Genomic DNA, 25,409 nt, shown 5'->3' on the forward strand with positions numbered 1-25,409 from the left:
AATTGCTCAAAACCAATTTTCAAAGTATCTTTGCACTCGCATTCAAAAGCGACAAATTCAAGAGCAATTGGCAACCACACAAACTTCAGTTTCAAGAGTTTCTATTATTTCTGATTTTAAAGAAATAACGAAGATGAGATTGTCGTTGAGTGTTGTGTTCTCGGCAATTGCTGGTTACCTTTTAGGAGCTGAGTCTATTGACTTTGGTATTGTTGTCTTACTGGCTTTTGGAGGGTATTTTATGGTAGGTGCCTCTAATGCCTACAATCAAATAATTGAGCGCGATTTAGATGCGCTCATGGACCGTACCAAAAATAGGCCCATCCCATCCGGTCGGATGTCTGTTAATGCAGCGTTTACACTTGCTGTGATCTTTACCATTTTAGGGATTGGAACTTTGTATGTTATTAATCCACGCACTGCTATGTATGGTGCCATTTCCATATTTTTATATACGAGTGTCTATACGCCACTGAAAACCAAAACTCCTTTATCCGTGTTTGCAGGCGCCATTCCTGGAGCCATACCCTTTATGTTGGGATGGGTTGCCGCACGAAATGATTTTGGGATAGAACCAGGAACCTTATTTGCGATCCAATTTTTTTGGCAGTTTCCACACTTTTGGGCTATTGGTTGGTTTTTGTTCGACGATTATAAAAAAGGAGGCTTCTTTATGCTGCCAACAGGAAAACGGGATAAAGGTACCGCCACCCAAACTATAATGTATACTATTTGGACTGTGCTAATTTCTATTATACCTGTTTTTGGAATTACCGGAGATTTGAAACTATCTATCGTGGCAGCGATTATTGTCTTTGCTTTAGGTTTGGTGATGATTTATTACGCATTGGAATTATTTAAAAAGAGAACAGCAACAGCTGCAAAACAATTAATGTTGGCGAGTGTGTCCTACATTACCTTGTTACAGATTGTTTACGTTGCAGATAAATTTATAAGATAAAATGGACTTAACTCAAGGAACCTTTGAAGAGAAAAATAGCAGGGCAAAGAAAATGATGCTCTGGTTTGGCATCGTGTCTTTAATCATGTCTTTTGCAGGTTGGACTAGTGCTTTTGTGGTTAGTAGCAACAGAGAAGATTGGTTGGATGATTTTCAACTGCCAAATGCGTTTATTATAAGCACTGTTTTGGTCTTAATTAGTAGTGTGACCTTTATCTTGGCTAAAAAAGCACTTGAAAAGAATAACAGACAGCTTACAACCATTTGGCTGTTTGCAACCTTAGCCTTGGGTGTTGGCTTTATTGCCAACCAGTTTTTGGGCTTTCAAGAAATCATAGATTTGGGGTATAATTTTACTGGGCCAACCAGTAATATTACCATGTCCTATATTTATTTAATCGCTATGATGCATATTGCACACGTTATTGTTGGCTTGGTTTGCATTCTTGTGGTAATTTATAATCATTTTAAACAAAAGTATTCGGCTAACAAAATGCTTGGTATGGAACTGGCCGCTACATTTTGGCATTTTATTGATATACTATGGGTATATCTCTTTTTATTTTTATATTTTGTAAGTTAATTGCCGATTTAATTTTATGCCTATTGGCCTAAATCAGCTATATTCATTAGTGAGAGCGCCTCAAAATTTAATGAGGATGTTTCGTTAGATGAATAAATTGATTATTTTTGTGCAACTTTTTAAATTAATACAACTAATCACTACATATGGATACGACTGTCGTGAAAACTAGTGCCGAAAACAAGCGTTGGGGTGGAGGTACTGAACCGCTAAAAACTAGTTATGGCAAAATGATGATGTGGTTTTTTATCACTTCAGATGCATTAACCTTTGCAGGGTTCTTGGCTGCTTACGGATTCTCAAGATTTAAATTTGCTGATTCATGGCCAATTGCGGATAACGTCTTTACACACGTTCCCTTTATTCACGGTAATTATCCGATGATTTTTGTGGCCTTCATGACCTTTATCCTGATCATGTCATCTGTAACGATGGTACTAGCAGTAGATGCAGGACACCATAAGAATAAGGCTAAAGTAACACTCTATATGTTTTTGACCATTATTGGTGGGTTAGTGTTTGTGGGGTCTCAAGCTTATGAGTGGACCACTTTTATTAAAGGAACTTACGGTGCTGTAGCCACTAAAGGTGGTAACATCTTACATATTATGGATGCAGATGGTCACCAAGTCGCTTTAAAGGACTTCGCCATTGCGCAAGATTCTGATCGTGAACGTCACGAAAGCAGGACAGGACTGTGGTTTACGAGTGAAAAAGCATTGCCAAGTTATACATTTGACGAAGTGTTGGCTGGTTTTAAAGCCAATCCAGACCTTGTTGTTAGAACCACCTATACCGCTGGAGATGGTCATAAAACAATGTTATCCCGCAGTGAATCCTTAAGAGAGTTAGAAACAAAAGGCAAAAATGTTGTTGAGGGTGCTAACCTTAGACAAAATGAATACGGTTCACCATTATTCGCCAACTACTTCTTCTTTATCACAGGATTTCACGGATTCCACGTGTCTATAGGTATACTCCTAAACATTATTATTTTCTTTAATGTTCTCCTTGGTACTTATGAACGCAGGGGCTCATACGAAATGGTTGAGAAAGTTGGTTTGTATTGGCATTTTGTGGATTTGGTTTGGGTGTTCGTATTTACATTCTTCTACTTAGTATAACTTGAATAACTTATTTTAAACATGGCAGCAGACGCACATAAATTAGCAATATTCAGAGGATTGGTAAAATTTAAATCCAATACCCAAAAAATTTGGGGAGTACTGATCTTCTTATCTATAATTACCGCAATTGAGGTGCTTTTAGGAATCTATAAACCTGAAATCTTTAATGCACAAGTATTAGGGATGAAAGCACTGAACTGGATTTTTATTATTCTTACTATAGTGAAAGCTTATTATATTACTTGGGACTTTATGCACATGCGAGACGAAATGGCAAGTTTTAGACGTATGGTAGTTTGGACAGGTGTGTTCTTAATCTCTTATTTAATCTTTATCATCTTGCAAGAAGGGGGTTATGTAGAGAGTGTATTCGCAAACGGATTTGTAAAGACAGATTTCTAAAAACACGACGCTGTAAAACAGTACGATATTAGTGTTAAACATATATAAAAAGGCGGTTATTTGAACCGTCTTTTTTATTTTTGCACAACGGTAATTTAGGACGGTTTTACTTATAAAAATTGAATAGTTCCAGAACAAATCACCATACAAACCTTCTCTAATGGATAAAAAACTTGTCATACGTTACACAGTGCTCGGCATACTGTTTTTTCTTCCCGTAGCTTTTCTTTTAATGCTGCTTCCAGCTAAACATAATTACAATCCTCTAGACATTGTCAAAGAGCAAGTGCACGACATCAAATCTGTCAGTGAGTACGCTTTAGAGGATCATATTACAGTGTTGGCGTTCTTTGGGAAAGACCCGCTTCAAAACAGGGTTGCTGCATCAAATTTAAAGGAATTGGTGTATGATAAATTTAAAGGCTTCAAAAAGTTTCAAATTATAACTATCGTAACTCCCGAAGCCAAAGCCAATCTTGATCGTCTAAAAAAGGAAATAGAATCACATGAAGATTTAAAATATTGGCATTTTGCCTTTTTACCTGAAGCGGATATTAAGACACTTTATAATAGTTTAAAAACAGACGGTCTACTAAATAGCAATCTCTCCACCTCGAGGGTGTTTATTATCGATATGGATTTAAATCAACGAGGACGTTTGGATGACCGTACAGAACGTGAAGTAGAAACCAATGTTGCAGCTTATGATTTAACTTCGTACGACTGTATAGAAGTGGCTATACTTAAAAACAAAATGAGTGAAGATATGCGCGTGCTGTTTACTGAATATCGAGAGAAGCGCAAAGGAAACTTTGATTCAACAACACGTCGTGCTAACGATTTAAAAGGGATTACAGATGAGCAAGAAAACTAATTATTCTTACGTAGGGGTTTCATTTATTGTATTGTTATTTGGGATTTATTTTGTGCCCAAAATTATAGACCGCATCAACAATAAAGATATCGTCAGAGATGAGAGCAGAACAGCGGATATTAATCTAAATCCGAAGAAGAAACCAGGTAACCAATCAGACCTTGCATTTATTGAACTCAATGGCAAGCGTAAAAAAGTGCCTGCATTCAGTTTTACTAATCAACATGGTGAAACCATTACCAACAAAGATTATGAAGGTAAGGTGTATGTATTGGAATTTTTCTTTACCACCTGCCCAACCATTTGTCCTAAAATGAATGCCAACATGTTGGACCTTCAAAATACATTTCCAGATGAGGATAATTTTGGCATTGCCTCCTTTACCATTGCACCAAGCATTGACACCCCTGAAGTTTTAAAAGCGTACGCTAAAAAACATGGTGTGACTAATCGTAATTGGCATCTGATGACGGGTAAACAAGATGATATTTATAAACTTGCCAATGAAGGATTTTACCTTTATACCGCTAAGGATGACAGCGTTGAAGGCGGATTTGAGCACTCTGGTAACTTTGCCTTAATAGACAAAAATGGGTATATAAGATCTCGTAAAGACGCCTCCGGAATGCCGATAATTTATTACAATGGAATGATTTCAGAAGATGAAAAAACTGACCAGGAAGGCGTAGAGCAACAAATTACCATGCTAAAAGAAGATATCGCTAAACTATTGAAGGAATAATAATGGAGAACCCTAATCTTGTTGCTGAAAAGAAGTATAATAAATGGATTGTTATTCTGTCAATAGTTATTCCATTAGTAGTTGCTGCGCTATTTGGGGTGAATCTACGGGATATGGGCTTTGATGTGGCCCCACTTACATTTTTACCTCCAATTTATGCAAGTCTCAATGCATTCACGGCGCTACTTCTAATTATTGGGTTTTTGGCCATTAAAAAAAATAAAATAGAGCTTCATAAAAAATTGATGACTACCGCCATTGGTTGTTCAGCACTTTTTTTGATAATGTATGTGGCGTACCATATGACTAGTAACTCTACACCTTATGGTGGCGAAGGCGTTATGAGAACGGTCTACTTTTTTGTATTAATCTCTCACATAATCTTATCAATTGTCATCATTCCATTTGTGTTGATTACGTTTGTAAGGGCTATTACCAATAACATTGAGCGCCACAAGAAAATTGCTAAAATAACCTTTCCGTTGTGGTTATATGTTGCAGTCTCAGGAGTGATTGTGTATCTTATGATTTCACCTTATTATATCTAACATGAAGAACAAAGTCCTTTTTTTGCTGTTTACTGTTTTTACATTCATTAATACAAATGCACAATGTGCAATGTGTCGTGCCGTATTGGAAAGTGAAGATGGTCAATCTACTGCCAAGGGGGTTAATGATGGTATTGTTTACCTTATGGTCATTCCTTATTTATTGGTTGGTGGCATCGGCTTTGCCATTTATATGAAGTATTTTAAGAAGAAAAAAATATAAAAATATTGAGATTCGTGTAACAATTCATCTTTTTTAGAGTCTAAAAATAGCGTATTAAGTACAAGTCTTAACAATTTGTTAATAGAGTTAGCGCCTTGTTTTGTGTAACATTGTACAATTAATCGCTTTTTTATGATACAAATAAAAGATTTACACAAGTCCTACCACATGGGCAGCAATTCGCTTCATGTGCTAAAAGGAATCAATTTTGAGGTCAAAGAAGGTGAATTAGTATCCATTATGGGATCGTCGGGCTCGGGAAAATCGACGCTTCTTAATATTTTGGGTATGTTGGATGAAGCTGATGAAGGTTCCTACACACTAGACAACGTCCCAATTAAAAATCTTAATGAGAAAATTGCTGCTAATTACAGAAACAAATTTCTCGGATTTATTTTCCAGTCTTTCAATTTAATCAACTACAAGTCCGCTTTAGATAATGTTGCTCTACCCTTATACTATCAAGGTTCGCCCCGCAAAGAACGTGTAGAACGCGCCATGCATTATCTCGATAAAGTAGGGTTGGCCCCTTGGTCTCACCATCTGCCAACTGAACTATCTGGAGGACAAAAACAACGTGTTGCTATTGCCAGAGCTTTGGCTAGTGATCCAAAGGTTTTATTGGCCGATGAACCAACAGGTGCTCTTGATACCAAAACCTCTTATGAAGTTATGGAACTCATTCAGGGAATTAATGATGAAGGAAAAACTATTCTTGTAGTGACCCACGAGCATGATATTGCCCAAATGACCAAGCGCATTGTTAATTTAAAAGACGGTCTCATCATTGATGATAGCATGGTAGAACAAGTAAGAGCTTCACAGTATGTTTGATGTAGAACGGTGGCAGGAAATTTTTGAGACCTTAAGTAAAAACAAGCTTCGGACGTTTTTGACGGGGCTTTCAGTGGCTTCTGGAATCTTTATTTTGGTCATTCTTCTCGGCTTTAGCTCTGGAATACAAAATGGCGTGACCTCACAATTTGAGAAGGATGCTACTAACAGCATTGCGGTCTGGACAGGTGTTACTACTAAAGGATACAAGGGATTAAACCCAGGACGGCGTATTCAATTAAAAAACCAAGACTTCGACAATATTGTAACCAAATATGATGATAATTTAGAATACAAATCAGCGTTTTATACCATTTGGGGAGGTCTGGTCAATTATAAAAATGAATCCGGAAACTACAGGATTCAGGGAGTTATGCCAGATAATCAGTTTATCGAAAATGCTGACATTCATCAAGGTCGGTTCATCAATCATTCTGATGTAATTGGTAACAAAAAAGTGGCCGTTATTGGTAATAAAGTCAGTCTCGATTTATTTAAAGGAGATGATCCCATAGGTAAGGATATCTCCCTTTACGGAATTAACTTTAAAGTTGTGGGCGTGTTTTTTGATCCAGGCGGAGAACGTGATGAAAGTAAGGTGATGATGCCTATTACCACCGCGCAAAAGGCTTTTAATGGAGGTAATGACATCAGGAGTATGATGTATACCGTAAAAATGTCTGATAATTTTAATGAGGCTGTGAAACTCTCAGAACAAGTCACGTTAGGAATTGAAAATGACATCAAGGAAACACACATCATAGCTCCTGATGATACGAGTGCCATTAGGGTTAATAATACTTTAGAAGAAGCACGTAAAATCTATTCGTTAGTTGATACCATTAAAGCTGTATTCTGGTTTGTAGGCATCGGAACTATCATTGCTGGCGTGGTAGGTGTAGGAAACATTATGCTCATTATTGTTAAAGAACGTACTAAAGAAATTGGTATCAGGAAAGCATTGGGTGCAGTACCCATGTCTATTGTAGGTATGATTTTACAGGAATCTGTATTTGTGACCATGTTTTCGGGACTCTTCGGACTCGTTGCAGGGCTAGCCTTGCTCGAATTTGTAGGCCCATTGATAGAAAGTGATTTTATAAAATATCCACAGGTTGATTTTAACACAGCATTGACAACCGTATTCATTTTGGTGTTTGCAGGTGCTATTGCGGGATTCATACCTGCTTATAGGGCTGCCAAGATAAAACCAATTGTAGCACTAAGAGACGAATAATATGTTTAGTAGGGACCGTTGGGACGAAATATTAGAAGCATTAAATGCCAATAAATTCAGAACTTTTCTGACTGCTTTTGGCGTTTTTTGGGGCATTACCATATTGGTGTTGTTATTGGCATTAACCAACGGGTTAAAGAATGGCGTAACAGCCGGGTTTGGTAATTTTGCCACTAATTCTATGTTTGTTTGGTCTCAACAAACATCCAAACCTTATAAAGGTTTGCCAAAAGGACGTCGATTTAATTTTAAACTTGACGATGTTACAGCTTTAAAAAATGATTTCCCGCAACTCAAATACGTATCACCCCGTAACCAATTAGGAGGTTATAATGGCGCTAATAATGTTGTAAGAGGCACCAAAACTGGAGCTTTTCAAGTAAATGGCGATTATCCTGAGTTTATAAAACAACAACCCATGGACATTCTTCAGGGGCGGTTTTTTAGTTATTCAGATATTAACGCCAACAGGAAGGTGTGTGTTATAGGCACTGGTGTGGTAAAAGGGCTGTATGATAAGGACGAGCCTGCATTAGGAACCTATATTAAAATTAATGGAGTCAATTTTATGGTTATTGGCACCTTTAAGGTAAGCAATAGTCAAGGTGATAAAGAGGAAGATGCCAATACCATTTTTGTGCCTTTTACAGCCTTTAGTCAAGCTTTTAATTTTGCTGATAATGTAGGATGGTTGGCGCTAACAGCTCACGATGACACAGCCATTACATCGCTTAAACCCCAAATCATGGAAACATTAAAAAGCCGACGTAAAGTACACCCTGAAGATGATCGCGCCATTGGTAACTTTGACCTGGCAGAAGCGTTTGGACGTGTTAACGGTTTGTTTTCCATCCTTGGTGTTGTGGGGTATTTTGTTGGGGCTTTAGTGTTGATGTCTGGCATTATTGGCATCAGTAATATTATGCTGATTGTGGTTAAGGAGCGAACTAAAGAAATTGGAGTGAGGAGGGCACTGGGAGCTTCACCATGGACTATAAAATCACAAATTTTACAAGAAAGTTTAATTCTTACTATTTTATCAGGTATGGTAGGAATCACCTTTGCGGCAGGTGTAATTTGGGTTTTTAACTATGTTTTGGATAGTAATGGCCCAGTTGAGAATTTTGCAAACCCAAGTGTGAGTATGTCGGTGGTTTTTACAGCTTTAATTATTCTTGTAGTTTCAGGGCTGTTAGCTGGTTTGATTCCTGCCAACAGTGCCACCAAAATGAAGCCTGTAGATGCTTTAAGAATAGAGTAATATCATTAATAAATCTCAAATGAGCCACCGCCATTCTAATGTGTAATTTTACTATAAGCATGTATTAGGTGCACATTTGACCTCTGTAAAACAATAATAAAACTCAAATGAACCACCGTAATTCTAATGTGTTATTTAACTATAGACATGTAATAGGTGCAACATTTGACCTCTTTAAAACAATAATAAATCACAAATGAAAAGAACAAAAACTGTCGTTATTTTAGTGCTAATCGTTGCCTTGTTTGCAATAGCTTTGATTTACTTATGGCAAAAAAATCAAGAAGATCCTGTAACCTATACTACTGAATCGCCGGTTGAGCAAACCATTGTCGTTAAAACAGTGGCAACAGGTAATATTGTCCCAAAGGATGAGGTGCTTATTAAATCCAATATCTCTGGAGTTATTGAGGAAGTATTTATAGAAGCGGGAGAGTATGTAAATTCTGGCGATTTGATCGCACAAATTAGAGTCATTCCAAATGTGTCATCATTAACCAGTGCCAAGAATAGTATTGCTTCCAATCAGACGGCATTGCAAACGGCAAAAATTAATCTCCAAACGCAACAAACCAATTATGACCGTCAGAAAGCATTATTTGAGAAGGGCGTAATTTCTTCAAATGAATTTGAGAGTATAAAAAACACCTATCTTCAAACTAAGCAAAGTGTACAGCAAGCGGAAATCAATTTAAACTCTTCGCGTCAAAACTATGATATCGTTAAAACCGGTACTACTTCTGGGCTTGGTAATATTGCCCAAACCCAAGTAAGAGCTACAGTTTCTGGAATGGTGTTAGATGTGCCCGTAAAAGAAGGGAATCAGGTAATTGAAGCCAATAACTTTAATGAAGGAACGTCTATTGCCTCTTTAGCCGACGTAAAGAAGATGATTTTTGAAGGAAAGGTTGATGAAAGTGAAGTGGGTAAAATTAAAGAAGGCCTACCACTTGAAATTACGGTTGGGGCCATTGAAAATATGAAGTTTGATGCAGTGTTAGATTATATTGCTCCAAAAGGGGTTGCTGAAAATGGCGCCATTCAATTTGAAATTAAAGGAACCTTAAAATCTATTGACTCAACGTTTATTAGAGCTGGTTTAAGTGCCAATGCATCAATAATTTTGGATAAGGCTGAAAATGTTTTAGCCATTCGGGAAGCTTTAGTCCAATATGATACGACAACTCAAAAACCGTTTGTAGAAGTCATGGTTGGCGACCAGGAATTTGAACGTAGAGATTTGGAGCTCGGCATCAGTGACGGCATTTATGTTCAGGTAAAAAATGGCATTGGCAAATCTGATAAAATTAAAATCTGGAACCAAGTTCAAGGCATTCCAGAATACGCCCAAAAGAAATAATTCACTTTTAAGTGTAACACTTTAATTGATACATCGACCTATACTTTAATTATGAAAAAATCACTTCTTATAGTTTTTGCTTTTGTGGCACTAACATCTCAAGCACAGGTTAAAAAATGGACACTTAAGGAATGTGTTGAATACGCCTTAGAGAACAACATATCTATAAAACAAAGCCAGTTGGATTTAGAACTGACTGATATTGAAAATATGCAAGCTGTTGGAAATTTTCTTCCAGATATCAGTATGGGGGCCAATGTCTCAGAAAATACAGGACTAAGTTTTAACCCAGTAACCAATAATGCTCAAACTACTACATTTTTATCAGCATCAGGGCGAATTAATGTTGGTTATACTTTATTTAATGGTCTTCGCAATTTTAGAGAAGTACAACGTGCTAAATTATCAAAACTATCTGCCCAATTTAGATTGACCAAGATGGAGGACGATATTTCCTTATTTGTAGCAAATAATTACTTACAAGTTATTCTCAACAAGGCTAATTTAGAGGTGTTGACCTCTCAAAACTCAATCACTAAGGATCAGTTGCAACGGACTCAAGATTTGGTGGATGCAGGCGTCTTGCCACAAGGTGATCTTTTAGAAATAAAAGCTAATGATGCTAGTGAAAAGCAAGCTATTGTAAATGCTGAGAATGCTGTACAAGTGTCATTAATCAGTTTAGCTCAGCTTTTATTGATCAAAGATTATCAGAATTTTGATATTGAGGATGAAGGTTATGATATTGTGGATGCAGGAATTGCAGATAAAGACGTTTATGAAATTATAGACAGTGCAAAAGAAAATAGAGCTGAGATCAAAATAGCAGAGAAGAGTGTAGAGTTGGCAGAAAAGGATGTGCAAATAGCTAAAAGCGCGAATTACCCGACGCTTTCTGCTTTTTTTGGATATGACACACGCTATACTGACGCCACATCATTTATGCAAAGTGTTGACCCTAACAATCCGGTTATTACTAGAGAGATTGGTGTCGTGCAAGAAACAGGGCAGTCTGTTGTTGGCGAGTTTCCAAATACAGTTCCGATGCTCGTAGGGGCTGACCCGTTTGTAGATCAACTCTATCAAAATGATGGTATTTCTTACGGTCTTTCGTTAAACATTCCAATTTTGAATGGTTTTGCAACTAAAGGCAATGTGCAACGCAGTAAGATCAATTTAGAAAGAACACAAAATCAGTTGGAACAAGCTCAACTGGATTTGGAGTCTACAGTTTACCAAGCGTATGTTGACGCAAAAGGAGCATTAAAATCTTATGAAGCTGCCCAATCAGCTTTAGAGTCTCAAGAATTGGCTTATAATTATGCAAAAGAGCGCTATGATGTAGGCTTAACAAATGCCTTCGATTTTAGTCAATCTAAAGTTCGATTTGACAATTCTAAAATAGAACTCAACCGTGCCAAATATGATTATATTTTTAAGCTCAAAGTTCTTGAACTCTATTTCGGAATTCCAGCATTTGAGTTGAAATTTTAATTATTAGCCATAACCAGTAAATCTTAATTATAAACCAACCCTTATGAGCAAGAAAAAAGTAATAATGATAGTTTCCTTAATCGTACTGTTAATTTTAGTATTGATTGTAGGCAAAAAAGCAGGATGGTTCGGTAAAACTGGAAACTTTAAAGAAGTTGAGACTCAACAAGTGGCTTTAATGGACATTGTTGAAAAAGTCTCAGCTACGGGTAAGATTCAACCTGAGGTTGAGGTGAAAATATCCAGTGAAGTGTCTGGTGAAATTATCGAACTTCCTTTTAAGGAAGGTCAGCAAGTTAAGAAAGGCGAACTATTGGTACGCGTCAACCCTGATTTAATCCAATCAGCAGTTAATAGAAGTCAAGCTACCTATCAAAATATCAAGTCAGGATTAGAACAAGCGGAAGCATCATTAAGAGAAGCGAAATCTAATTATGACCGCAACAAGCAACTTTTTGAAAAAGGGATCATCTCAAAAGCTGAGTGGGATAAGGCTGTTTCGGGATACGAAATAGCGAAAGCCAGCAGACAATCTGCATATTACAATGTACAAAGTGCCGGGGCTTCTGTAAATGAGGCCAGAGATAATCTGAACAGAACCACTATTTATGCGCCCATGAGCGGAACCATTTCCAAATTGGACGTAGAACTTGGTGAGCGTGTGGTAGGAACTCAACAAATGGCGGGAACTGAAATATTAAGAGTGGCCAATTTGAACAATATGGAAGTTGAAATTGATGTCAACGAAAATGACATCGTCAAGGTTCAGATCGGCGATTCAGCCATTGTAGAGGTTGATGCTTACCTTAAAAAACAATTTAAAGGTGTTGTGACGGCCATCGCCAACTCGGCAGCAGGAACACTTACAGCAGACCAAGTGACCAACTTTAAGGTAAAAGTGCGAATACTAGAAGAATCGTACCAAGATTTGATTGAAGAAAAAGGTGAGAACTATTCCCCGTTCCGTCCTGGAATGACCGCCACCGTAGATATTATTACTAAACGACGTCAAAATGTGGTGAGCGTTCCAATTAGCGCGATTGTCATCAAATCAGATACATCTTCAGTTAAGAAAATAACTGCGAAAAAAGAAGATGAAGACACAGGAATTGAAAGGGTTGATAATGCTGAAAAGTTTGAATGTGTTTTTGTTAAAGTAAATGATGAAGCGAGGCTCAGAGTCGTGAAAACGGGCATTCAAGATGACTCAAATATCGAAATTCTATCGGGATTAAAAGAGAATGACGTTATAATCATCGGACCCTATAATGTGGTATCTAAAACCTTGAATCCCGGTGATAAAATAGAAGTAAAAGATAAAACGGAGACTAATAAAAGATAGTCCATAATTACATGCAACGGTGTCTTATATACTAAATATTGAAACAGCAACAACCAATTGTTCGGTCTCTCTTTCTAAAGAAGGAGAGACTTTGGTTTTAAAGGAAGATTACAACTCTAATTATTCGCATGCTGAATCGTTACATCTTTTTATTGATGATGTACTTAAGCAAGCTCGTCTAAAACCCGAAGATTTGGATGCCATTGCAGTAAGCAAGGGTCCTGGCTCTTACACTGGTTTGCGAATTGGTGTATCATCGGCCAAAGGACTTTGTTTTTCTTTAGATAAGCCTTTAATTTCTGTAGATACTTTGGAAGCATTGGCTCACCAAGTCACTATAAACTCAGGGTGTATTGTTGCAATGCTCGATGCACGTCGAATGGAAGTGTATGCATCAGTTTACGATAAAAACTACCAACAAATTAGGGCCATTGAGGCTGAAATAGTAGACCAACATAGTTTTAGGGAATTGTTACAGCAAGGGAAGGTTTATTTTATTGGTACTGGGGTAGAGAAAACGAAACATATCATTAGCCATCCTAATGCTGTTTTTATTGAAAATAAATTGCCATCAGCCAATGAAATGGGAAAACTGGCCACTATCAAATACAAAAAAAGCGACACTGAAAATGTCGCCTATTTTGAGCCTTTTTATTTAAAGGATTTTATTGGTACCAAACCGAAAGTTTAACCTTCTTTATGGATCTCCACTTGATGTGGGTAAGGAATATCAATTCCGGCAGCATCTAATGCTTGTTTGGTGCTTTCCATGATATCATAATAAGTACCCCAATAATCGGCATTTTTAACCCAAGGTCTCACATTAAAATTCAGAGAGCTGTCAGCCAATTCAGTTAAACGTACTAAAGGTGCTGGCTCTTTCAACACTGCGGGATGGGAAGTCAATTCATTCATCAAGATTTCTTTGGTTTTCTTGATATCTGAATCATAGCCTACGCCAAACACCATATCTACACGACGCAATTCCATTGCAGAATAGTTTACAATATTGTCATTACTCAATTTTCCATTTGGGATGATGATTTCTTTATTATCGGGTGAGGTCAATTTAGTAGTGAATATTTGAATTTCTTTTACTGAGCCAGCTTCACCTTGGGCCTCAATAAAATCGCCCACCTTATACGGTTTAAATATCATTATTAAAACCCCTCCGGCAAAATTTGCAAGAGACCCTTGTAATGCTAAACCAATTGCCAAACCTGCAGCAGCTATAATGGCAGCGAAAGAGGTAGTGCCTATACCAAAAATTCCGAGTACTACTACAATTAGAATAATTTTTAAGACCCAGTTTAATAGATTCATCAAGAATTTCTTAAGGCTGACGTCATAATTACCACGCTCCATTGTTTTTTTTGTGCCTTTCAAAATCATTTTTATCACCCAAGATCCTACGATCCATATTAATATAGCTCCCAATAATTTAGGACCATATATTAGAATAAGATCATATGCTCTGTCTATCAAACTTTGTAATTCCATGTATATATTTTTTGTGTTAAAAAACAAAGTTATCATTTATCAAAAGGAATAAAAAATTTGTAGAGGGCTTTAAGTAAAGATTAAGGAAGTAAAAAGCAGCACAGACGTCAACATGCGCTCGTTTGTCATATACTTATTAATAGGTACACTTTTTAATTTTAGATAAAAAAAATAGCGCTATTAAAAGCGCTATTATAAAGGTTATGTTTTTTAAAATTAGTCGACTTCAAATGTTATCTTAAGGTTGACTCTAAATTCGGTGACCTCGTTGTTTTTAACGATGGCACTTTGTTCTTTGACATATACTGATTTTATGTTTTTTACTGTTTTTGAGGCATGCTTTACTGCTTTTTTAGTAGCATCTTCCCAACTATCATTTGAATTTGATAAAATTTCAACAACTTTTAATACTGCCATTTCTTATGAATTTTAATTAATATTATACTTATTCCCTTAAAGATAAGCATAATAAATTAAATTATCCATTTAAGGCTTCAACAGTCAGTTCGTTATCCTTAAGCATTTCTTTAAGCATAGTTTCAATGCCATTCTTTAAAGTGAATGTGGATGACGGACAGCCACTGCAGGCACCTTGTAAAATAACTTTTACAACTTTTGTTTCAGGATCATAGGATCGGAACTCAATATTTCCGCCATCATTGGCAACAGCCGGTTTTACATACTCCTCAAGAATGGTAATGATTTCTTTGCTAATATCATCATAGTTGTCAAAGGTTACTGAGCTGTCTTCTTCTGATTGTTTCTGAACTTTAGGAGCATTGGCAGCTATGATTTCCTTTCCGCTTTCTATGTAATTTTTAAGAAAGTCTCTCAATTCAGTTGTAATCTCATTCCAATCAGCACTATCATGCTTGGTAATAGCGATAAAATTCTCATCAATAAACACACTTTTGACAAAAGGCAAGCGGAATAACTCGGTCGCTAATGGCGAATATTTGGCGTTTTCAACTGACACAAATTCATATGATGTTGGTGTTAATCTTCTGTTGATTACAAATTTTAAAGCTGTGGGGTTTGGCGTGCTTTCTGCGTATACGGTAATAGGACTGTGTTTAGGTGAGTTCGATTCCGCTACAACTTGTTTTCCGCTGTTGATATAGTTTGCAATTTGTTCAGCAACTTCGTCTTGCACATCGTCCCACTCAACTATATCAAAGCGTTCCAAAGCTACAAAGTTTCCTGATATGTATACTTTCTTTATAAAAGGCAAATAAAATAATTCCTGCGCCAATGGAGAAGCTTTGGCCTCATCAATAGTGTCAAATTCAAAGCTTTCATGATTGGTTAAAAACTTGTCTGCTTCAAATTTTAAGATGCTCGGATTGCTGGTTTTTTGTATTGAAATTGTCGTCATTTCCATAGGTTCATTTCTTTATGCAAAAGTATGAAAACTAAAGAGTATAATGCCATTTTTGTATGATGAACTTAATGTTTAAAACAAGGGTTGTTCGTTCTAAATTCAAATTTTTGGAGCTGCTTTAATACTTGAAATACGATTGATGACCAGTTGTTATCCAAATTGGTTAGGGCGTAGATGTTAAAGTATACTAGTATGGATCTATATAGACATAAGTTGTGTTAGAAGAATCACCAATCAGCCACAAAAAATTTATATATTTGACTGCTGTATAAATTTATAAAAGGAGATACATTCCAAATATTAGGATGATATTGAACGTAAAGGACGCACACGCGTTTAATTAAAAGAAATAATCGTTCCGTTTGCCCTGAAACGAGAAAAGCGTATGATATTTAAAAGGTGTTGTTTAGTAGTAGTTATAGGATTGATCGCGCAGTTTGGTAATGCCCAAGAAGGATTACCAATATATTCTGATTATTTAACTGACAATTATTATCTTATCCACCCGTCTATGGCGGGGGTAGCCAATTGTGCAAAGGTGCGACTCACTGCGCGTAAACAATGGTTTGACCAAGACAATGCGCCAGCACTTCAAACCATGAGTATCAATGGGAGAATTGGCGAAACCCAATCAGCAGTAGGTGCCATCGTCTACAACGACAAAAACGGGTATCACTCTCAAACGGGTGCTTATTTTACCTACGCCCATCACTTGCTCTTTTCTAGAAATGAAATTGATCTCAACATGCTGTCTTTTGGTTTAAGTGCTGGGATTATTCAGTATAAGTTAGACGAGTCTACATTTCTAAATGAAGGATTTGATCCGCTAATCTCAGGTGTTGAACAAAGCGCGACCAATTTTAATCTTGATTTTGGATTTTCTTATCATTTTTTAAATTTTTATGCCCATGCAACGGTTAAGAATGTCTTAAATAATGATGGGGTTAATGCAAATGCCAATGGCGTCTTTAAATTTGATAATTTAAGAACTCTATTATTTAGTGCTGGTAATGTCTTTAGTAAATTGGGTAGTGATTGGAGCTATGAACCTTCAATTATGTTCTTGTATAAGGATGGTACAAAAGAATCTTCAATAGATGTAAATGCCAAGGTTTATAAAACTATGGAGTTTGGAAAATTGTGGGGAGGGATGTCTTATAGAAGAAGTTTGGATGGTGCTGAATTTGCCAATGCCGCAGGGGTTAGCAGTCAGAAATTGCAATACATTACACCATTTATTGGGGTTGATTATAAAAACTTTGTATTTGCCTATACGTATTCTTACCAAGCAAATTCAGTGGTGTTTAATAATGGAGGCTTTCATCAGCTCACTTTAGGTTACAATTTTAATTGTCGCAAACAAAAATATGAATGTCATTGCCCAGCAATTAATTAGGTCAGAAATTTAGTTTCAAAAATTAGGTCATTTTTAAAATCGATTCCATGCCCATTATCAAAGAAGTAAACGGACATCATCCACAAATAGCTGACGATTGCTACATTGCAGAAAATGCTACTATTGTAGGCGAAGTGAGCATTGGTTCCCAGTGCAGCGTTTGGTTTAACGCGGTTATTAGAGGAGACGTACATTTTATAAAAATTGGCAACAAGGTAAATATTCAAGATGGCGCCATTATTCATGCCACCTATCAAAAATCGCCAACAACCATTGGTAATAACGTGTCAATTGGTCATAATGCCATAGTACATGGCTGTACAATACAGGATAATGTATTAATAGGCATGGGAAGCATAGTTATGGATGATTGTATTGTAGAAAGCAATAGTATTATTGCTGCAGGGGCAGTGGTCACAAAGAATACCAGAATAGAATCAGGAAGCATTTATGCGGGTGTTCCAGCCAAAAAAGTAAAAGACATCAGTGAAGAATTGATCTCGGGAGAAATCAATCGGATTTCAGAAAATTACGTTACTTATTCCAGTTGGTTTAAGGAAGTATAATTAGTAAGGATGGCGTGTGGCCTATCAAATATATGCTTTAAAACATGAGGTGTTCAACGGTATAATGCCCTCCAAGAATATCTTCCAAGACCGTAGTATTTCCGTTGCTATAAAATAGGTTTTTCACCTCTGTAGTCTGATGGTTCAGAAGGTGATGACGCTCTAATACTGTTCGGGTTTGTCTCGCCACGGCTTCACCAGAATCAATAATCTTAACATATTTTGGTAACATCTCAAGCAACAAGGGCATGAGGTAGGGGTAATGGGTGCATCCTAAAACCAAATAATCAATGTTTGCGTCCAACATCGGTTTGAGATAAATGCGCAGCAAGCTTCTCATATCCTCAGAATTCGTTTTTCCATCCTCAATGAGAGACACGATACCTTCGCCTACTTGCTCAATTACTCGAATACTGTGACTGTATAAATCAGCGCTTTTATGGAACAGTTCGCTACTGAGCGTGCCCTTGGTAGCCAAAATGCCAATAGCCTTCGTTTGCGTGCTTAAAGCTGCCGGTTTAATGGCGGGTTCAATACCTACAAAGGGGATATCAAAACGGTCTCTTAATTCTTTAATGGCATTAGTGGTTGCCGTATTACAGGCAACGACAATGATCTTACACTTTTTAGAAATAAGAAACTCCGTATTTTTGATACTTAAAGCAATTATCTCATCCTTAGATTTGTTACCATAAGGTGCATTAAAACTATCTGCGAGATATAAGGTGTGCTCGTTGGGTAGCAATGCCTCAATTTCTTTAAAAATTGATGTGCCTCCAATGCCAGAATCGAAAATGCCTATAGGGTGGGTGCTCATAGTACAAAAATAGAAAAGCCGCTTAATTAAGCGGCTTTCTTTGTGAAATATTGTTGAATTTACAAGTCTTAGAATCCTAATTCTTTTTTAACGTCAGCCATAAGGTCTTTACCGTCAGCTAAAAGAACACCTGATCCTTGTGTTGAATCCAATACATATTGAAAACCTTGAGCTTTAGCAACTTTCTTAATAGCAGCTTCTGCTTTATCAGTAATAGGTTTCAATAGGTCAAATTCTTTCTTTTGAAGATCTTGTTGTGCAGTACCTTGGTACTCACGGATACTTTGTTGCATCCCTTGAACTTCTTGTGATCTTTTCGCATTTTCTTCGTCAGTCTTACTTTCAACTTCCGCTTGATATTGCTTCATTTTATTTTGAAGCTCAGTCGCCATTGTTTGAATTTCAGTCTCATATGTTTTTTGCAGTTTCTCTAGCTCTGCTTGAGCACTTTTCATTGCTGGCATTGACTTAATAAGCTCTTGCGTGTTAATATGAGCAATTTTACTTTGTGCATTAGAGAACGATGTTGCTCCAATAAAAAGTAGTCCTGCAAATAAAAGGGTCTTGAAATGTTTCATTTTTAAAATAGTATTACGTGTTATAATTATTAATTGTTTAATTGTTTTGTTTTAAGGAATTGAATCTTTTTCTTTTGATTTGGCTTCGCGTTCAGCTTTCGCTTTTTTACGTTCTTCTAATATTTTTTTTCGACGTTCATCAAGCGCTTTTTGTCTTGCTTCACGATCTGACAGTTGTTGTTGTTTCTTTTCTTCAGCACTTTGTACTGCTGATTTTTTGGTGTTACCGTCTTGTTTTGTTGAGGTGCTATCCTGAGGATTATTCTTTTTCTCTCTTTCAGCTTTTTCCCTAGCACGGTCGTCTAAAATCTTCTGACGTCTTGCTTCAACAGCAGCTTTCAATGAATCTCTAGTGGCCTGTTGTTCTGCTCTACGTTGTTCTATTTCAGTTAATCGTTCAGCTTTTTTATCCTCTAAAGCTTTTTCTCGCGCTTCCATTGCTTCATTATATTCTGGAACAATGTCTTCTGCGTTCGCTGCTCTGCGTTCTGCCTTGTTCGTTGCCTGTGTTCGTTTTGATGATCTGGTAATGCTTCTTAACACCAATTCACTAATGTCAAAACGTTCAGCGGAATACAACATGACGACATCTGCTGATTTATCAAATATAAAATCATAGTCTCTACTGCCTGCAATTTCTTGTACTGCAGCAAAAATTTGATCTTGAATAGGTTGAATCAACTGTTGTTTCTGAATCATCAAATCGCCATTAGGACCAAACCGTTTTTGTTGATAGTCCAATATTTCCTTCTCTTCAAAACTAATGTCTTCAAAACGTTCTTCGTATAATTCTTTAGTTAACAGTACTCGCTCATTATTGAGTTGGGATTTTTTCTGATCCAATTCAGCCAGTCGCTGTTCTACTTCAGATTTCCATTGCAAAACTTTAGCATCTAACTGCGCCGTAGCTTCCTGATATTCTGGAACATTTTGTAAAATGTATTCCGTGTCAATATAACCTATTCTTACACCGCGTTGGGCATTTGAAGAAAAGCTCATAAGACCGATAAGTGCCAATAAAAAAAGAACTTTTTGTTTCATCTGGTTATATTTTATCATTTACGAGTCACGCTATAAATTCTAAAACGACAGATTAAGTTAACGATTCTGCCTGGTCAGCGTTTATTTTTCAAATTAACGCAATATATTCTAAAAAATTTTAACACGCGTCTTAAATCGTTAAAGTATAGTTAGAAAATATCGTGCCAAACTTAAAATTGCTGCCCAATAATAAAGTGGGTTTCCCAACCATTTTTAACGTTATCTCCAGGAACAGGATCAAAACCGTGTCCAAAGTCAATACCTAACAATCCAAAGGCCGGCATAAAAATACGTAAACCTAAGCCAGCTGAACGTTTAAGGTTGAATGGATTATAGTCTCTAAAATTATCAAATGAATTTCCGCCTTCCATAAATCCGAGTGCATAAATTTTAGCTTGTGCACCTAGGGTTATAGGGTAACGTAATTCCAAGGAAAATTTGTTGTAGATGGTACCACCATCAGTAGAAGATAAAGATTGATTTGGATATCCTCTCATTGCTATAGACTCTCTGCCGTCTAATGAATAGTTACCTAATCCGTCACCTCCAACAAAGAAACGTTCAAAAGGAATGATGCCCCTATCATTGTTATAAGCACCTAAGAAACCAAACTCGATACCTGATTTGATGATTAGTTTGTTAGCAACTACATTAGTATACCAGTCCCCTTTAAACTTTACCTTATAAAATTCCAACCATTTGTAACGCTCTTGGTCAATAACTCCCATACGCGCCAAATCATCAGGATCAGCTGGGTTTAATCCTGCTCTTTCATCCTTTAAGGCGGCGTAATCTACATCATTAAGAAGTGAGTAAGGCACAGAAAATTTTGCAGTTACTCCAAAGCTCGATCCACCTGTTGGATAAATTGGATCTGTATACGTGTTATTTCTACTAAGACCTACTGTATAGGATAGGTTGTTTGAATATCCATTACCAAAGGTGAACAATCCAGTGTTATAATTTTGTAAATCGTAATGTTGAAAACTCACGGCCTGAGATAAAGTAAAGTAGTCGTCAGGAGAGGTCAAACGTTTGGCGAGCCCTACAGTAACACCAGTAATGTTAAAACGTTTGCTTTTATCAGCATCTCTTGTTCTTGGATTGTATAAAAACTGTTTGGTATGAGATAATGATGTTGAGAATTGGATTGGGCGTTCGCCACCTAACCATGGCTCAGTAAATGAAAAACTATAAGTTTGGTAAAAACGGGAAGCTTGCAGACGCAAAGCTAAGCTTTGCCCGTCACCCGTAGGTACAGGTTTGTAGGCTTCTTTTTTGAAAATATCCTTAATTGCAAAGTTGTTGAAAGAAAGTCCGAGTGTTCCAATAAAGCCACCACCGCCGTAACCACCTTGCAATTCAATTTGACTAGATCCCTTTTCAACTACAGAATATTCCATATCTAAAGTACCGTCATTAGGGTTTGCGTTTTTAAAGTTAGGACTTAGTTGTTGCGCATCAAAAAAGCCTAATTGACCCAATTCCCTTACGGTTCTAACCACAGCCGTTTTACTATATAATTGTCCTGGACGTGTTCTTAATTCTCTATAAATAACACGATCATTGGTCTTATCATTTCCAACTACCGTAACATTGTTAAAATAAGCTGGCTTACCTTCAGAGATACGGATTTCCATATCAATAACATTCCCGTCGGCACTTACTTCAACCGGATTGATGGTTGAGAATAGATACCCTTGGTCTTGGTATAAATTAGTAATGTCTCTAGCGTCTGGTCTTGAATTGTCAGCAATTCGTTTTTTAAGTTCCACACCATTATAAGTATCACCTTCTCTAAGACCCAATATTGAACTCAATTGTTGATCTGTAAACACTGTGTTTCCAACAAAAGCAATCTTACCAAACGTATATTTGTCGCCTTCTTCTACTTTAACCTGAATAGATAAGGTGCCGTCTTGATTGTTATAAATGGAATCAGAAATAACCCGTGCATCTCTATACCCATTTTCTTTATAAAGATCAACAACACTAACAAGGTCTTCTTTGTAGCTTGCTTTTACATATTTTGAACGCTTTAAGAATCGCAATAAGTTTTTTTCTTTCGTATTCTTCATGGCTTTCTTAAGCTTTTTATCACTCAGCTTTTCATTGCCAATAAAGTCAATATCTTTAATTTTTACTTTGTCGTTTTTCTCAATGTTAACCACCATGTTCACCCTACTTTTTTCAATAGAATCAATTACCGGCGTTGTCGTTACGGTAACTTTCGTATTGTAAAAACCTTCTTTTCTATATTTGTTAGTCAGATAGTTTTTGGTAGTTGTAATGAGGTTTTCAGTAACTTTTGCACCTTTGGTCAGTTTATTGTCTTTTATTAAAGACTCTTTTTTGCCTTTTTTGACGCCGTTAATGACAACAGTGTTTAGTTCGGGCAAATCTTCTAAACTGATTTCTAAATACGCCTGATCATCTATAGTCTTGGTTAAATAGATGTCAATATTACTGAACAGATTGGAGCTCCACAATTTTTTAAGGGCTTCGCTAATGCGTTCTCCAGGGATGGCGATGACCTCTCCTTTTCTTAAACCAGAATAGGTGACAATTGTCGTTTCGCTAAAATTGGTATCGCCAGTAACGATGATTTCTGCGATTGTATATTTTTTACCTGAATTGAATGGATTTTCTTGAGCTGTGGCAGCTACTGAAAATAAAAGAAAAAAGGCACTAAAGAGGGTATTTAATATTGTTTTCAAAAGCGTGTTGTTAGCTAAGTTGTTCACTTGTTTTTCCAAATCGTCGTTCTCTATTTTGATAGTCTATCAAGGCAGTGTATAAGTCGTGCTTTTTAAAATCAGGCCATAAAATATGGGTGAAATATAATTCGGCATAGGCAATTTGCCACAACAAGAAATTACTGATTCGTTGTTCTCCACTGGTCCTGATGAGCAAGTCTACATCTGGCAAATTTTGCGTGTAAAGATGCTTATTTATAATGGATTCGTCAATAGAATCGGTTGAAATTATATTATTTTTAACTTTATCAGATATAATTTTGACCATAGTCATCAGTTCCTCACGAGAACCATAACTTAGGGCTAAGGTCAATACCATTCTGTTATTGGTTTTGGTTTTTTCAATGACCTCCTGAAGTTCTGCTTTGGCTTTTTTAGGCAAATCTTCTAAGCAACCAATGGCATTGAGTCTGATGTCATTTTCTTGAAGGGTCTTAATTTCCTTTTTTAAGGATTTTACTAAGAGTTTCATCAAGGTTTGTACTTCTACTTTAGGACGGTTCCAGTTTTCAGTAGAAAAAGCGTAAAGTGTCAGGTGTTTAATACCGATCTCTGCGCTTGCTTCAACAACTTCGCGTACAGATTTGGTGCCATTTTCATGCCCGATGACGCGTAGTAGTCCTTTTTGTTTTGCCCATCGGCCATTGCCATCCATTATTATGGCAAGATGATTAGGAAGGCGGTCAGTATGTATTTGTTCTTTTAAATCCACTTAATAAACGCAATAACATGGTTTTTCTCCAAAGGTGTAAGTTAAGGTAATCCCAGAAAACACATACCAATCATTGCTATTTAAATTTCCAAAACTATAAGGCTCCTTTCTAGAAGGTGTGTCTGGAACACTGCCATCAATTTCATCAGAAAATGTATAACGCACACCAACTTCAGCCCCTAAAATAAGACCATCCACGATGCTGCTTTTAATGCCTAACACCATAGGAATTCCAATAGCCCAGCTATAGGTGTTTTCAGGGACTTGAACCCCATTCCTAAAAAAGGAATTCTTATATTTTGCTGCCGAAATTCCAGAGTATAAATAGGGTGTAAATTGTTGTCCTGGTTGATGTGTATCAAAATCCCAGAATGTAAACTCCATTCCTCCGGAAAATTCCATTAGATTGTTTTTAAATTTATAGCCACGAGCAACACGTCTCGGATCGTCAGAACGTAAATCATCACCCTCTAATTCAGTAAATATAATGGAGGCACGAAATGAATGGCGTGGACTTCTATTCCATCTCGCCATAAGTCCTGCCGCCGGTCTTATTGGTGAAATATATTTAGTTGAGCCAACATCGCCAATAAAGTTACTGTTGCCCAGAAAAAAACCAACTTCGTAAATTTGAGCATGGATGTTTGGGGTGAAACAAATACTAAATAAGAATAAAATGATATACCTCATAAAATTTTAAAAGTTTGCAAATATAATAAATAAGATTAGCCTATAACAATTTGAGTCAAATAGTATTACAGATAAACAGTATTTATGAGGTTTTATTGTTTAGTTGCGCTTATCTTCTCCCCACAACAGTTTTTTGCGAAGGGTGTCAATAAAACTTTCGCTAGGGAGTTCAATCATCTTGATTTTAAAGGCCGCTTTTTTAATGGTAACAATGGTCGAGTTGTGCAAGGTTGCAATTCTGGAATCTAAAGAAATCAGATAGAAATCTTCACGTCCATCAACCTTTAACTGAATTTCCGTATCATCAGGAATGACTAAAGGACGCGCGCTTAAATTGTGTGGGGCAATAGGCGTGATGACAAAATTTTTAGCTTCTGGAGTAATCACTGGGCCACCACAACTTAATGAATAGCCTGTAGAACCGGTTGGCGTAGACATGATCAATCCGTCTGCCCAATAGGTGGTCAGATATTCACCATCTAAATGGGTGTTAACCGTAATCATAGAGGTTGTATTCTTTCTGCTAACGGCTATTTCATTAAGGGCAAAATTTAACTGTATTAAGTCTTTGTTTTTGGGCTCCGTTTCTATGCTTAGCAAACTGCGTTCAGAAATTTTATAATCGCCTTTAAAAATGCTATCAAGAGCACTTTCAATTTGGTTGTTTTGTATAGTCGCTAAGAACCCCAAACGGCCTGTGTTGATTCCTATGATGGGAATAGACCTGTCGCCAACATAAGTGATAGCTCTTAAAATGGTGCCATCTCCGCCGATGCTTATCAATAGATCAAATGTATCATCTAAGGATTGAAAAGTTTCAAATTGCTGATAATTTGTTTTGAGGTCTAGATGTTTATCTATTAATTGATAGAAGTGGTTTTCTATGAAAACTTGTGCGTCTTTATGAGATAAATAATTTAAAAGCACCCCTGCGGATGCTTCATTGCCTTTGTAATATTGACTAAAGATTGCAATTTTCATAGG

27 protein-coding genes are annotated in these 25,409 nt (G+C 36.8%); 17 read left to right on the plus strand and 10 right to left on the minus strand.

What is annotated here, in order from left to right:
* The first annotated feature begins 67 nt into the window (after positions 1-67).
* The 15 genes from cyoE (at position 68) to tsaB (ending at position 13,679) form a co-directional block, all read left to right on the plus strand.
* A complete protein-coding gene (gene cyoE / locus BXY82_RS05880) occupies positions 68-961 on the plus strand; it encodes a heme o synthase (protein ID WP_133757223.1) in 894 nt (297 codons plus the stop codon).
* Between the two features lies 1 nt (position 962).
* On the plus strand, positions 963-1,544 hold the full coding sequence (locus BXY82_RS05885) for a cytochrome c oxidase subunit 3 (RefSeq protein ID WP_133757224.1): 582 nt from the start codon (positions 963-965) through the stop codon (positions 1,542-1,544).
* A gap of 146 nt (positions 1,545-1,690) precedes the next feature.
* Positions 1,691-2,668, plus strand: coding sequence for a cytochrome c oxidase subunit 3 (locus BXY82_RS05890; RefSeq protein WP_133757225.1), 978 nt, complete (start codon positions 1,691-1,693; stop codon positions 2,666-2,668).
* 21 nt (positions 2,669-2,689) lie between these two features.
* Positions 2,690-3,073, plus strand: a complete 384-nt coding sequence (locus BXY82_RS05895) for a cytochrome C oxidase subunit IV family protein (protein WP_133757226.1) — start codon at positions 2,690-2,692, stop codon at positions 3,071-3,073.
* 160 nt (positions 3,074-3,233) lie between these two features.
* Entirely contained in the window at positions 3,234-3,947 is a 714-nt protein-coding gene (locus tag BXY82_RS05900) for a hypothetical protein (RefSeq protein WP_133757227.1), read from the plus strand.
* Complete coding sequence (locus tag BXY82_RS05905; protein ID WP_133757228.1) at positions 3,931-4,689, plus strand: SCO family protein; 759 nt, start codon at positions 3,931-3,933, stop codon at positions 4,687-4,689. Before BXY82_RS05900 ends, BXY82_RS05905 begins: the two co-directional genes overlap by 17 nt.
* A gap of 2 nt (positions 4,690-4,691) precedes the next feature.
* Entirely contained in the window at positions 4,692-5,237 is a 546-nt protein-coding gene (locus tag BXY82_RS05910) for a DUF420 domain-containing protein (protein ID WP_133757229.1), read from the plus strand.
* A gap of 1 nt (position 5,238) precedes the next feature.
* Positions 5,239-5,460 (plus strand): hypothetical protein, encoded by a 222-nt coding sequence (locus tag BXY82_RS05915; protein WP_133757230.1) that lies wholly within the window; start codon positions 5,239-5,241, stop codon positions 5,458-5,460.
* Between the two features lie 132 nt (positions 5,461-5,592).
* A complete protein-coding gene (locus BXY82_RS05920) occupies positions 5,593-6,294 on the plus strand; it encodes an ABC transporter ATP-binding protein (RefSeq protein ID WP_133757231.1) in 702 nt (233 codons plus the stop codon).
* On the plus strand, positions 6,287-7,531 hold the full coding sequence (locus BXY82_RS05925; protein ID WP_133757232.1) for an ABC transporter permease: 1,245 nt from the start codon (positions 6,287-6,289) through the stop codon (positions 7,529-7,531). Before BXY82_RS05920 ends, BXY82_RS05925 begins: the two co-directional genes overlap by 8 nt.
* A 1-nt stretch (position 7,532) precedes the next feature.
* Positions 7,533-8,792 carry an ABC transporter permease gene (locus BXY82_RS05930; RefSeq protein ID WP_133757233.1) on the plus strand — a complete coding sequence of 420 codons (1,260 nt, stop codon included), beginning with the start codon at positions 7,533-7,535 and terminating at the stop codon, positions 8,790-8,792.
* A gap of 196 nt (positions 8,793-8,988) precedes the next feature.
* Positions 8,989-10,152, plus strand: a complete 1,164-nt coding sequence (locus BXY82_RS05935) for an efflux RND transporter periplasmic adaptor subunit (RefSeq protein ID WP_133757234.1) — start codon at positions 8,989-8,991, stop codon at positions 10,150-10,152.
* A 51-nt stretch (positions 10,153-10,203) separates the two neighbouring features.
* Positions 10,204-11,646, plus strand: a complete 1,443-nt coding sequence (locus tag BXY82_RS05940) for a TolC family protein (RefSeq protein ID WP_133757235.1) — start codon at positions 10,204-10,206, stop codon at positions 11,644-11,646.
* Positions 11,647-11,689: 43 nt separating this feature from the next.
* Positions 11,690-12,988, plus strand: coding sequence for an efflux RND transporter periplasmic adaptor subunit (locus BXY82_RS05945; RefSeq protein ID WP_133757236.1), 1,299 nt, complete (start codon positions 11,690-11,692; stop codon positions 12,986-12,988).
* A gap of 19 nt (positions 12,989-13,007) precedes the next feature.
* Positions 13,008-13,679, plus strand: a complete 672-nt coding sequence (gene tsaB / locus BXY82_RS05950) for a tRNA (adenosine(37)-N6)-threonylcarbamoyltransferase complex dimerization subunit type 1 TsaB (RefSeq protein WP_133757237.1) — start codon at positions 13,008-13,010, stop codon at positions 13,677-13,679.
* Here tsaB and BXY82_RS05955 read toward each other — a convergent pair.
* From BXY82_RS05955 to BXY82_RS05965, 3 genes are all read right to left on the minus strand, one after another.
* Complete coding sequence (locus tag BXY82_RS05955) at positions 13,676-14,488, minus strand: mechanosensitive ion channel family protein (RefSeq protein WP_133757238.1); 813 nt, start codon at positions 14,486-14,488, stop codon at positions 13,676-13,678. The two genes, tsaB and BXY82_RS05955, sit on opposite strands and share 4 nt — an antisense overlap.
* 216 nt (positions 14,489-14,704) lie before the next feature.
* Positions 14,705-14,905 (minus strand): dodecin family protein, encoded by a 201-nt coding sequence (locus tag BXY82_RS05960; protein ID WP_133757239.1) that lies wholly within the window; start codon positions 14,903-14,905, stop codon positions 14,705-14,707.
* Positions 14,906-14,966: 61 nt separating this feature from the next.
* Positions 14,967-15,869, minus strand: a complete 903-nt coding sequence (locus BXY82_RS05965; RefSeq protein ID WP_133757240.1) for a NifU family protein — start codon at positions 15,867-15,869, stop codon at positions 14,967-14,969.
* Positions 15,870-16,254: 385 nt separating this feature from the next.
* Between BXY82_RS05965 and BXY82_RS05970 the strand changes: the two genes are divergently transcribed.
* On the plus strand, positions 16,255-17,265 hold the full coding sequence (locus BXY82_RS05970) for a PorP/SprF family type IX secretion system membrane protein (RefSeq protein ID WP_133757241.1): 1,011 nt from the start codon (positions 16,255-16,257) through the stop codon (positions 17,263-17,265).
* A gap of 47 nt (positions 17,266-17,312) precedes the next feature.
* The gene (locus BXY82_RS05975; protein WP_133757242.1) at positions 17,313-17,831 is read left to right on the plus strand and encodes a gamma carbonic anhydrase family protein; all 519 of its coding nucleotides are present in this window, start codon (positions 17,313-17,315) and stop codon (positions 17,829-17,831) included.
* A 37-nt stretch (positions 17,832-17,868) separates the two neighbouring features.
* On the opposite strand, the gene murI is transcribed toward BXY82_RS05975, so the two are convergent.
* The 7 genes from murI to BXY82_RS06010 all read right to left on the minus strand — a co-directional run bounded on the left by murI (position 17,869) and on the right by BXY82_RS06010 (position 25,406).
* A complete protein-coding gene (murI, locus tag BXY82_RS05980; RefSeq protein WP_133757243.1) occupies positions 17,869-18,648 on the minus strand; it encodes a glutamate racemase in 780 nt (259 codons plus the stop codon).
* A gap of 68 nt (positions 18,649-18,716) precedes the next feature.
* The gene (locus BXY82_RS05985; protein WP_133757244.1) at positions 18,717-19,226 is read right to left on the minus strand and encodes an OmpH family outer membrane protein; all 510 of its coding nucleotides are present in this window, start codon (positions 19,224-19,226) and stop codon (positions 18,717-18,719) included.
* A gap of 51 nt (positions 19,227-19,277) precedes the next feature.
* The gene (locus BXY82_RS05990; protein WP_133757245.1) at positions 19,278-20,267 is read right to left on the minus strand and encodes an OmpH family outer membrane protein; all 990 of its coding nucleotides are present in this window, start codon (positions 20,265-20,267) and stop codon (positions 19,278-19,280) included.
* Between the two features lie 170 nt (positions 20,268-20,437).
* On the minus strand, positions 20,438-22,984 hold the full coding sequence (locus tag BXY82_RS05995; RefSeq protein ID WP_243835704.1) for a BamA/OMP85 family outer membrane protein: 2,547 nt from the start codon (positions 22,982-22,984) through the stop codon (positions 20,438-20,440).
* Between the two features lie 10 nt (positions 22,985-22,994).
* Positions 22,995-23,735 carry an isoprenyl transferase gene (locus tag BXY82_RS06000; protein WP_133757247.1) on the minus strand — a complete coding sequence of 247 codons (741 nt, stop codon included), beginning with the start codon at positions 23,733-23,735 and terminating at the stop codon, positions 22,995-22,997.
* Positions 23,736-24,425 (minus strand): type IX secretion system protein PorG, encoded by a 690-nt coding sequence (gene porG, locus BXY82_RS06005; protein ID WP_133757248.1) that lies wholly within the window; start codon positions 24,423-24,425, stop codon positions 23,736-23,738.
* 99 nt (positions 24,426-24,524) lie between these two features.
* A complete protein-coding gene (locus BXY82_RS06010; RefSeq protein WP_133757249.1) occupies positions 24,525-25,406 on the minus strand; it encodes an NAD kinase in 882 nt (293 codons plus the stop codon).
* Positions 25,407-25,409: the final 3 nt, after the last annotated feature.

The organism is Gelidibacter sediminis, assembly GCF_004364975.1.
GTDB lineage: Bacteria > Bacteroidota > Bacteroidia > Flavobacteriales > Flavobacteriaceae > Gelidibacter > Gelidibacter sediminis.

Bases quoted from the DNA above. Each gene is read 5' to 3' on its own strand.
- BXY82_RS05885 (WP_133757224.1), top strand. From the start codon at position 963: ATGGACTTAACTCAAGGAACCTTTGAAGAGAAAAATAGCAGGGCAAAG.
- BXY82_RS05895 (WP_133757226.1), top strand. From the start codon at position 2,690: ATGGCAGCAGACGCACATAAATTAGCAATATTCAGAGGATTGGTAAAA.
- murI (WP_133757243.1), bottom strand. From the start codon at position 18,648: ATGAGCACCCACCCTATAGGCATTTTCGATTCTGGCATTGGAGGCACA.
- BXY82_RS05900 (WP_133757227.1), top strand. From the start codon at position 3,234: ATGGATAAAAAACTTGTCATACGTTACACAGTGCTCGGCATACTGTTT.
- BXY82_RS05940 (WP_133757235.1), top strand. From the start codon at position 10,204: ATGAAAAAATCACTTCTTATAGTTTTTGCTTTTGTGGCACTAACATCT.
- BXY82_RS05965 (WP_133757240.1), bottom strand. From the start codon at position 15,869: ATGGAAATGACGACAATTTCAATACAAAAAACCAGCAATCCGAGCATC.
- BXY82_RS05910 (WP_133757229.1), top strand. From the start codon at position 4,692: ATGGAGAACCCTAATCTTGTTGCTGAAAAGAAGTATAATAAATGGATT.
- BXY82_RS05930 (WP_133757233.1), top strand. From the start codon at position 7,533: ATGTTTAGTAGGGACCGTTGGGACGAAATATTAGAAGCATTAAATGCC.
- BXY82_RS05945 (WP_133757236.1), top strand. From the start codon at position 11,690: ATGAGCAAGAAAAAAGTAATAATGATAGTTTCCTTAATCGTACTGTTA.
- BXY82_RS05925 (WP_133757232.1), top strand. From the start codon at position 6,287: ATGTTTGATGTAGAACGGTGGCAGGAAATTTTTGAGACCTTAAGTAAA.
- BXY82_RS05970 (WP_133757241.1), top strand. From the start codon at position 16,255: ATGATATTTAAAAGGTGTTGTTTAGTAGTAGTTATAGGATTGATCGCG.
- BXY82_RS05955 (WP_133757238.1), bottom strand. From the start codon at position 14,488: ATGGAATTACAAAGTTTGATAGACAGAGCATATGATCTTATTCTAATA.
- BXY82_RS05915 (WP_133757230.1), top strand. From the start codon at position 5,239: ATGAAGAACAAAGTCCTTTTTTTGCTGTTTACTGTTTTTACATTCATT.
- BXY82_RS05935 (WP_133757234.1), top strand. From the start codon at position 8,989: ATGAAAAGAACAAAAACTGTCGTTATTTTAGTGCTAATCGTTGCCTTG.
- BXY82_RS05990 (WP_133757245.1), bottom strand. From the start codon at position 20,267: ATGAAACAAAAAGTTCTTTTTTTATTGGCACTTATCGGTCTTATGAGC.
- BXY82_RS05975 (WP_133757242.1), top strand. From the start codon at position 17,313: ATGCCCATTATCAAAGAAGTAAACGGACATCATCCACAAATAGCTGAC.
- BXY82_RS06010 (WP_133757249.1), bottom strand. From the start codon at position 25,406: ATGAAAATTGCAATCTTTAGTCAATATTACAAAGGCAATGAAGCATCC.
- BXY82_RS05920 (WP_133757231.1), top strand. From the start codon at position 5,593: ATGATACAAATAAAAGATTTACACAAGTCCTACCACATGGGCAGCAAT.
- BXY82_RS05985 (WP_133757244.1), bottom strand. From the start codon at position 19,226: ATGAAACATTTCAAGACCCTTTTATTTGCAGGACTACTTTTTATTGGA.
- BXY82_RS05905 (WP_133757228.1), top strand. From the start codon at position 3,931: ATGAGCAAGAAAACTAATTATTCTTACGTAGGGGTTTCATTTATTGTA.
- BXY82_RS05960 (WP_133757239.1), bottom strand. From the start codon at position 14,905: ATGGCAGTATTAAAAGTTGTTGAAATTTTATCAAATTCAAATGATAGT.
- porG (WP_133757248.1), bottom strand. From the start codon at position 24,425: ATGAGGTATATCATTTTATTCTTATTTAGTATTTGTTTCACCCCAAAC.
- BXY82_RS05890 (WP_133757225.1), top strand. From the start codon at position 1,691: ATGGATACGACTGTCGTGAAAACTAGTGCCGAAAACAAGCGTTGGGGT.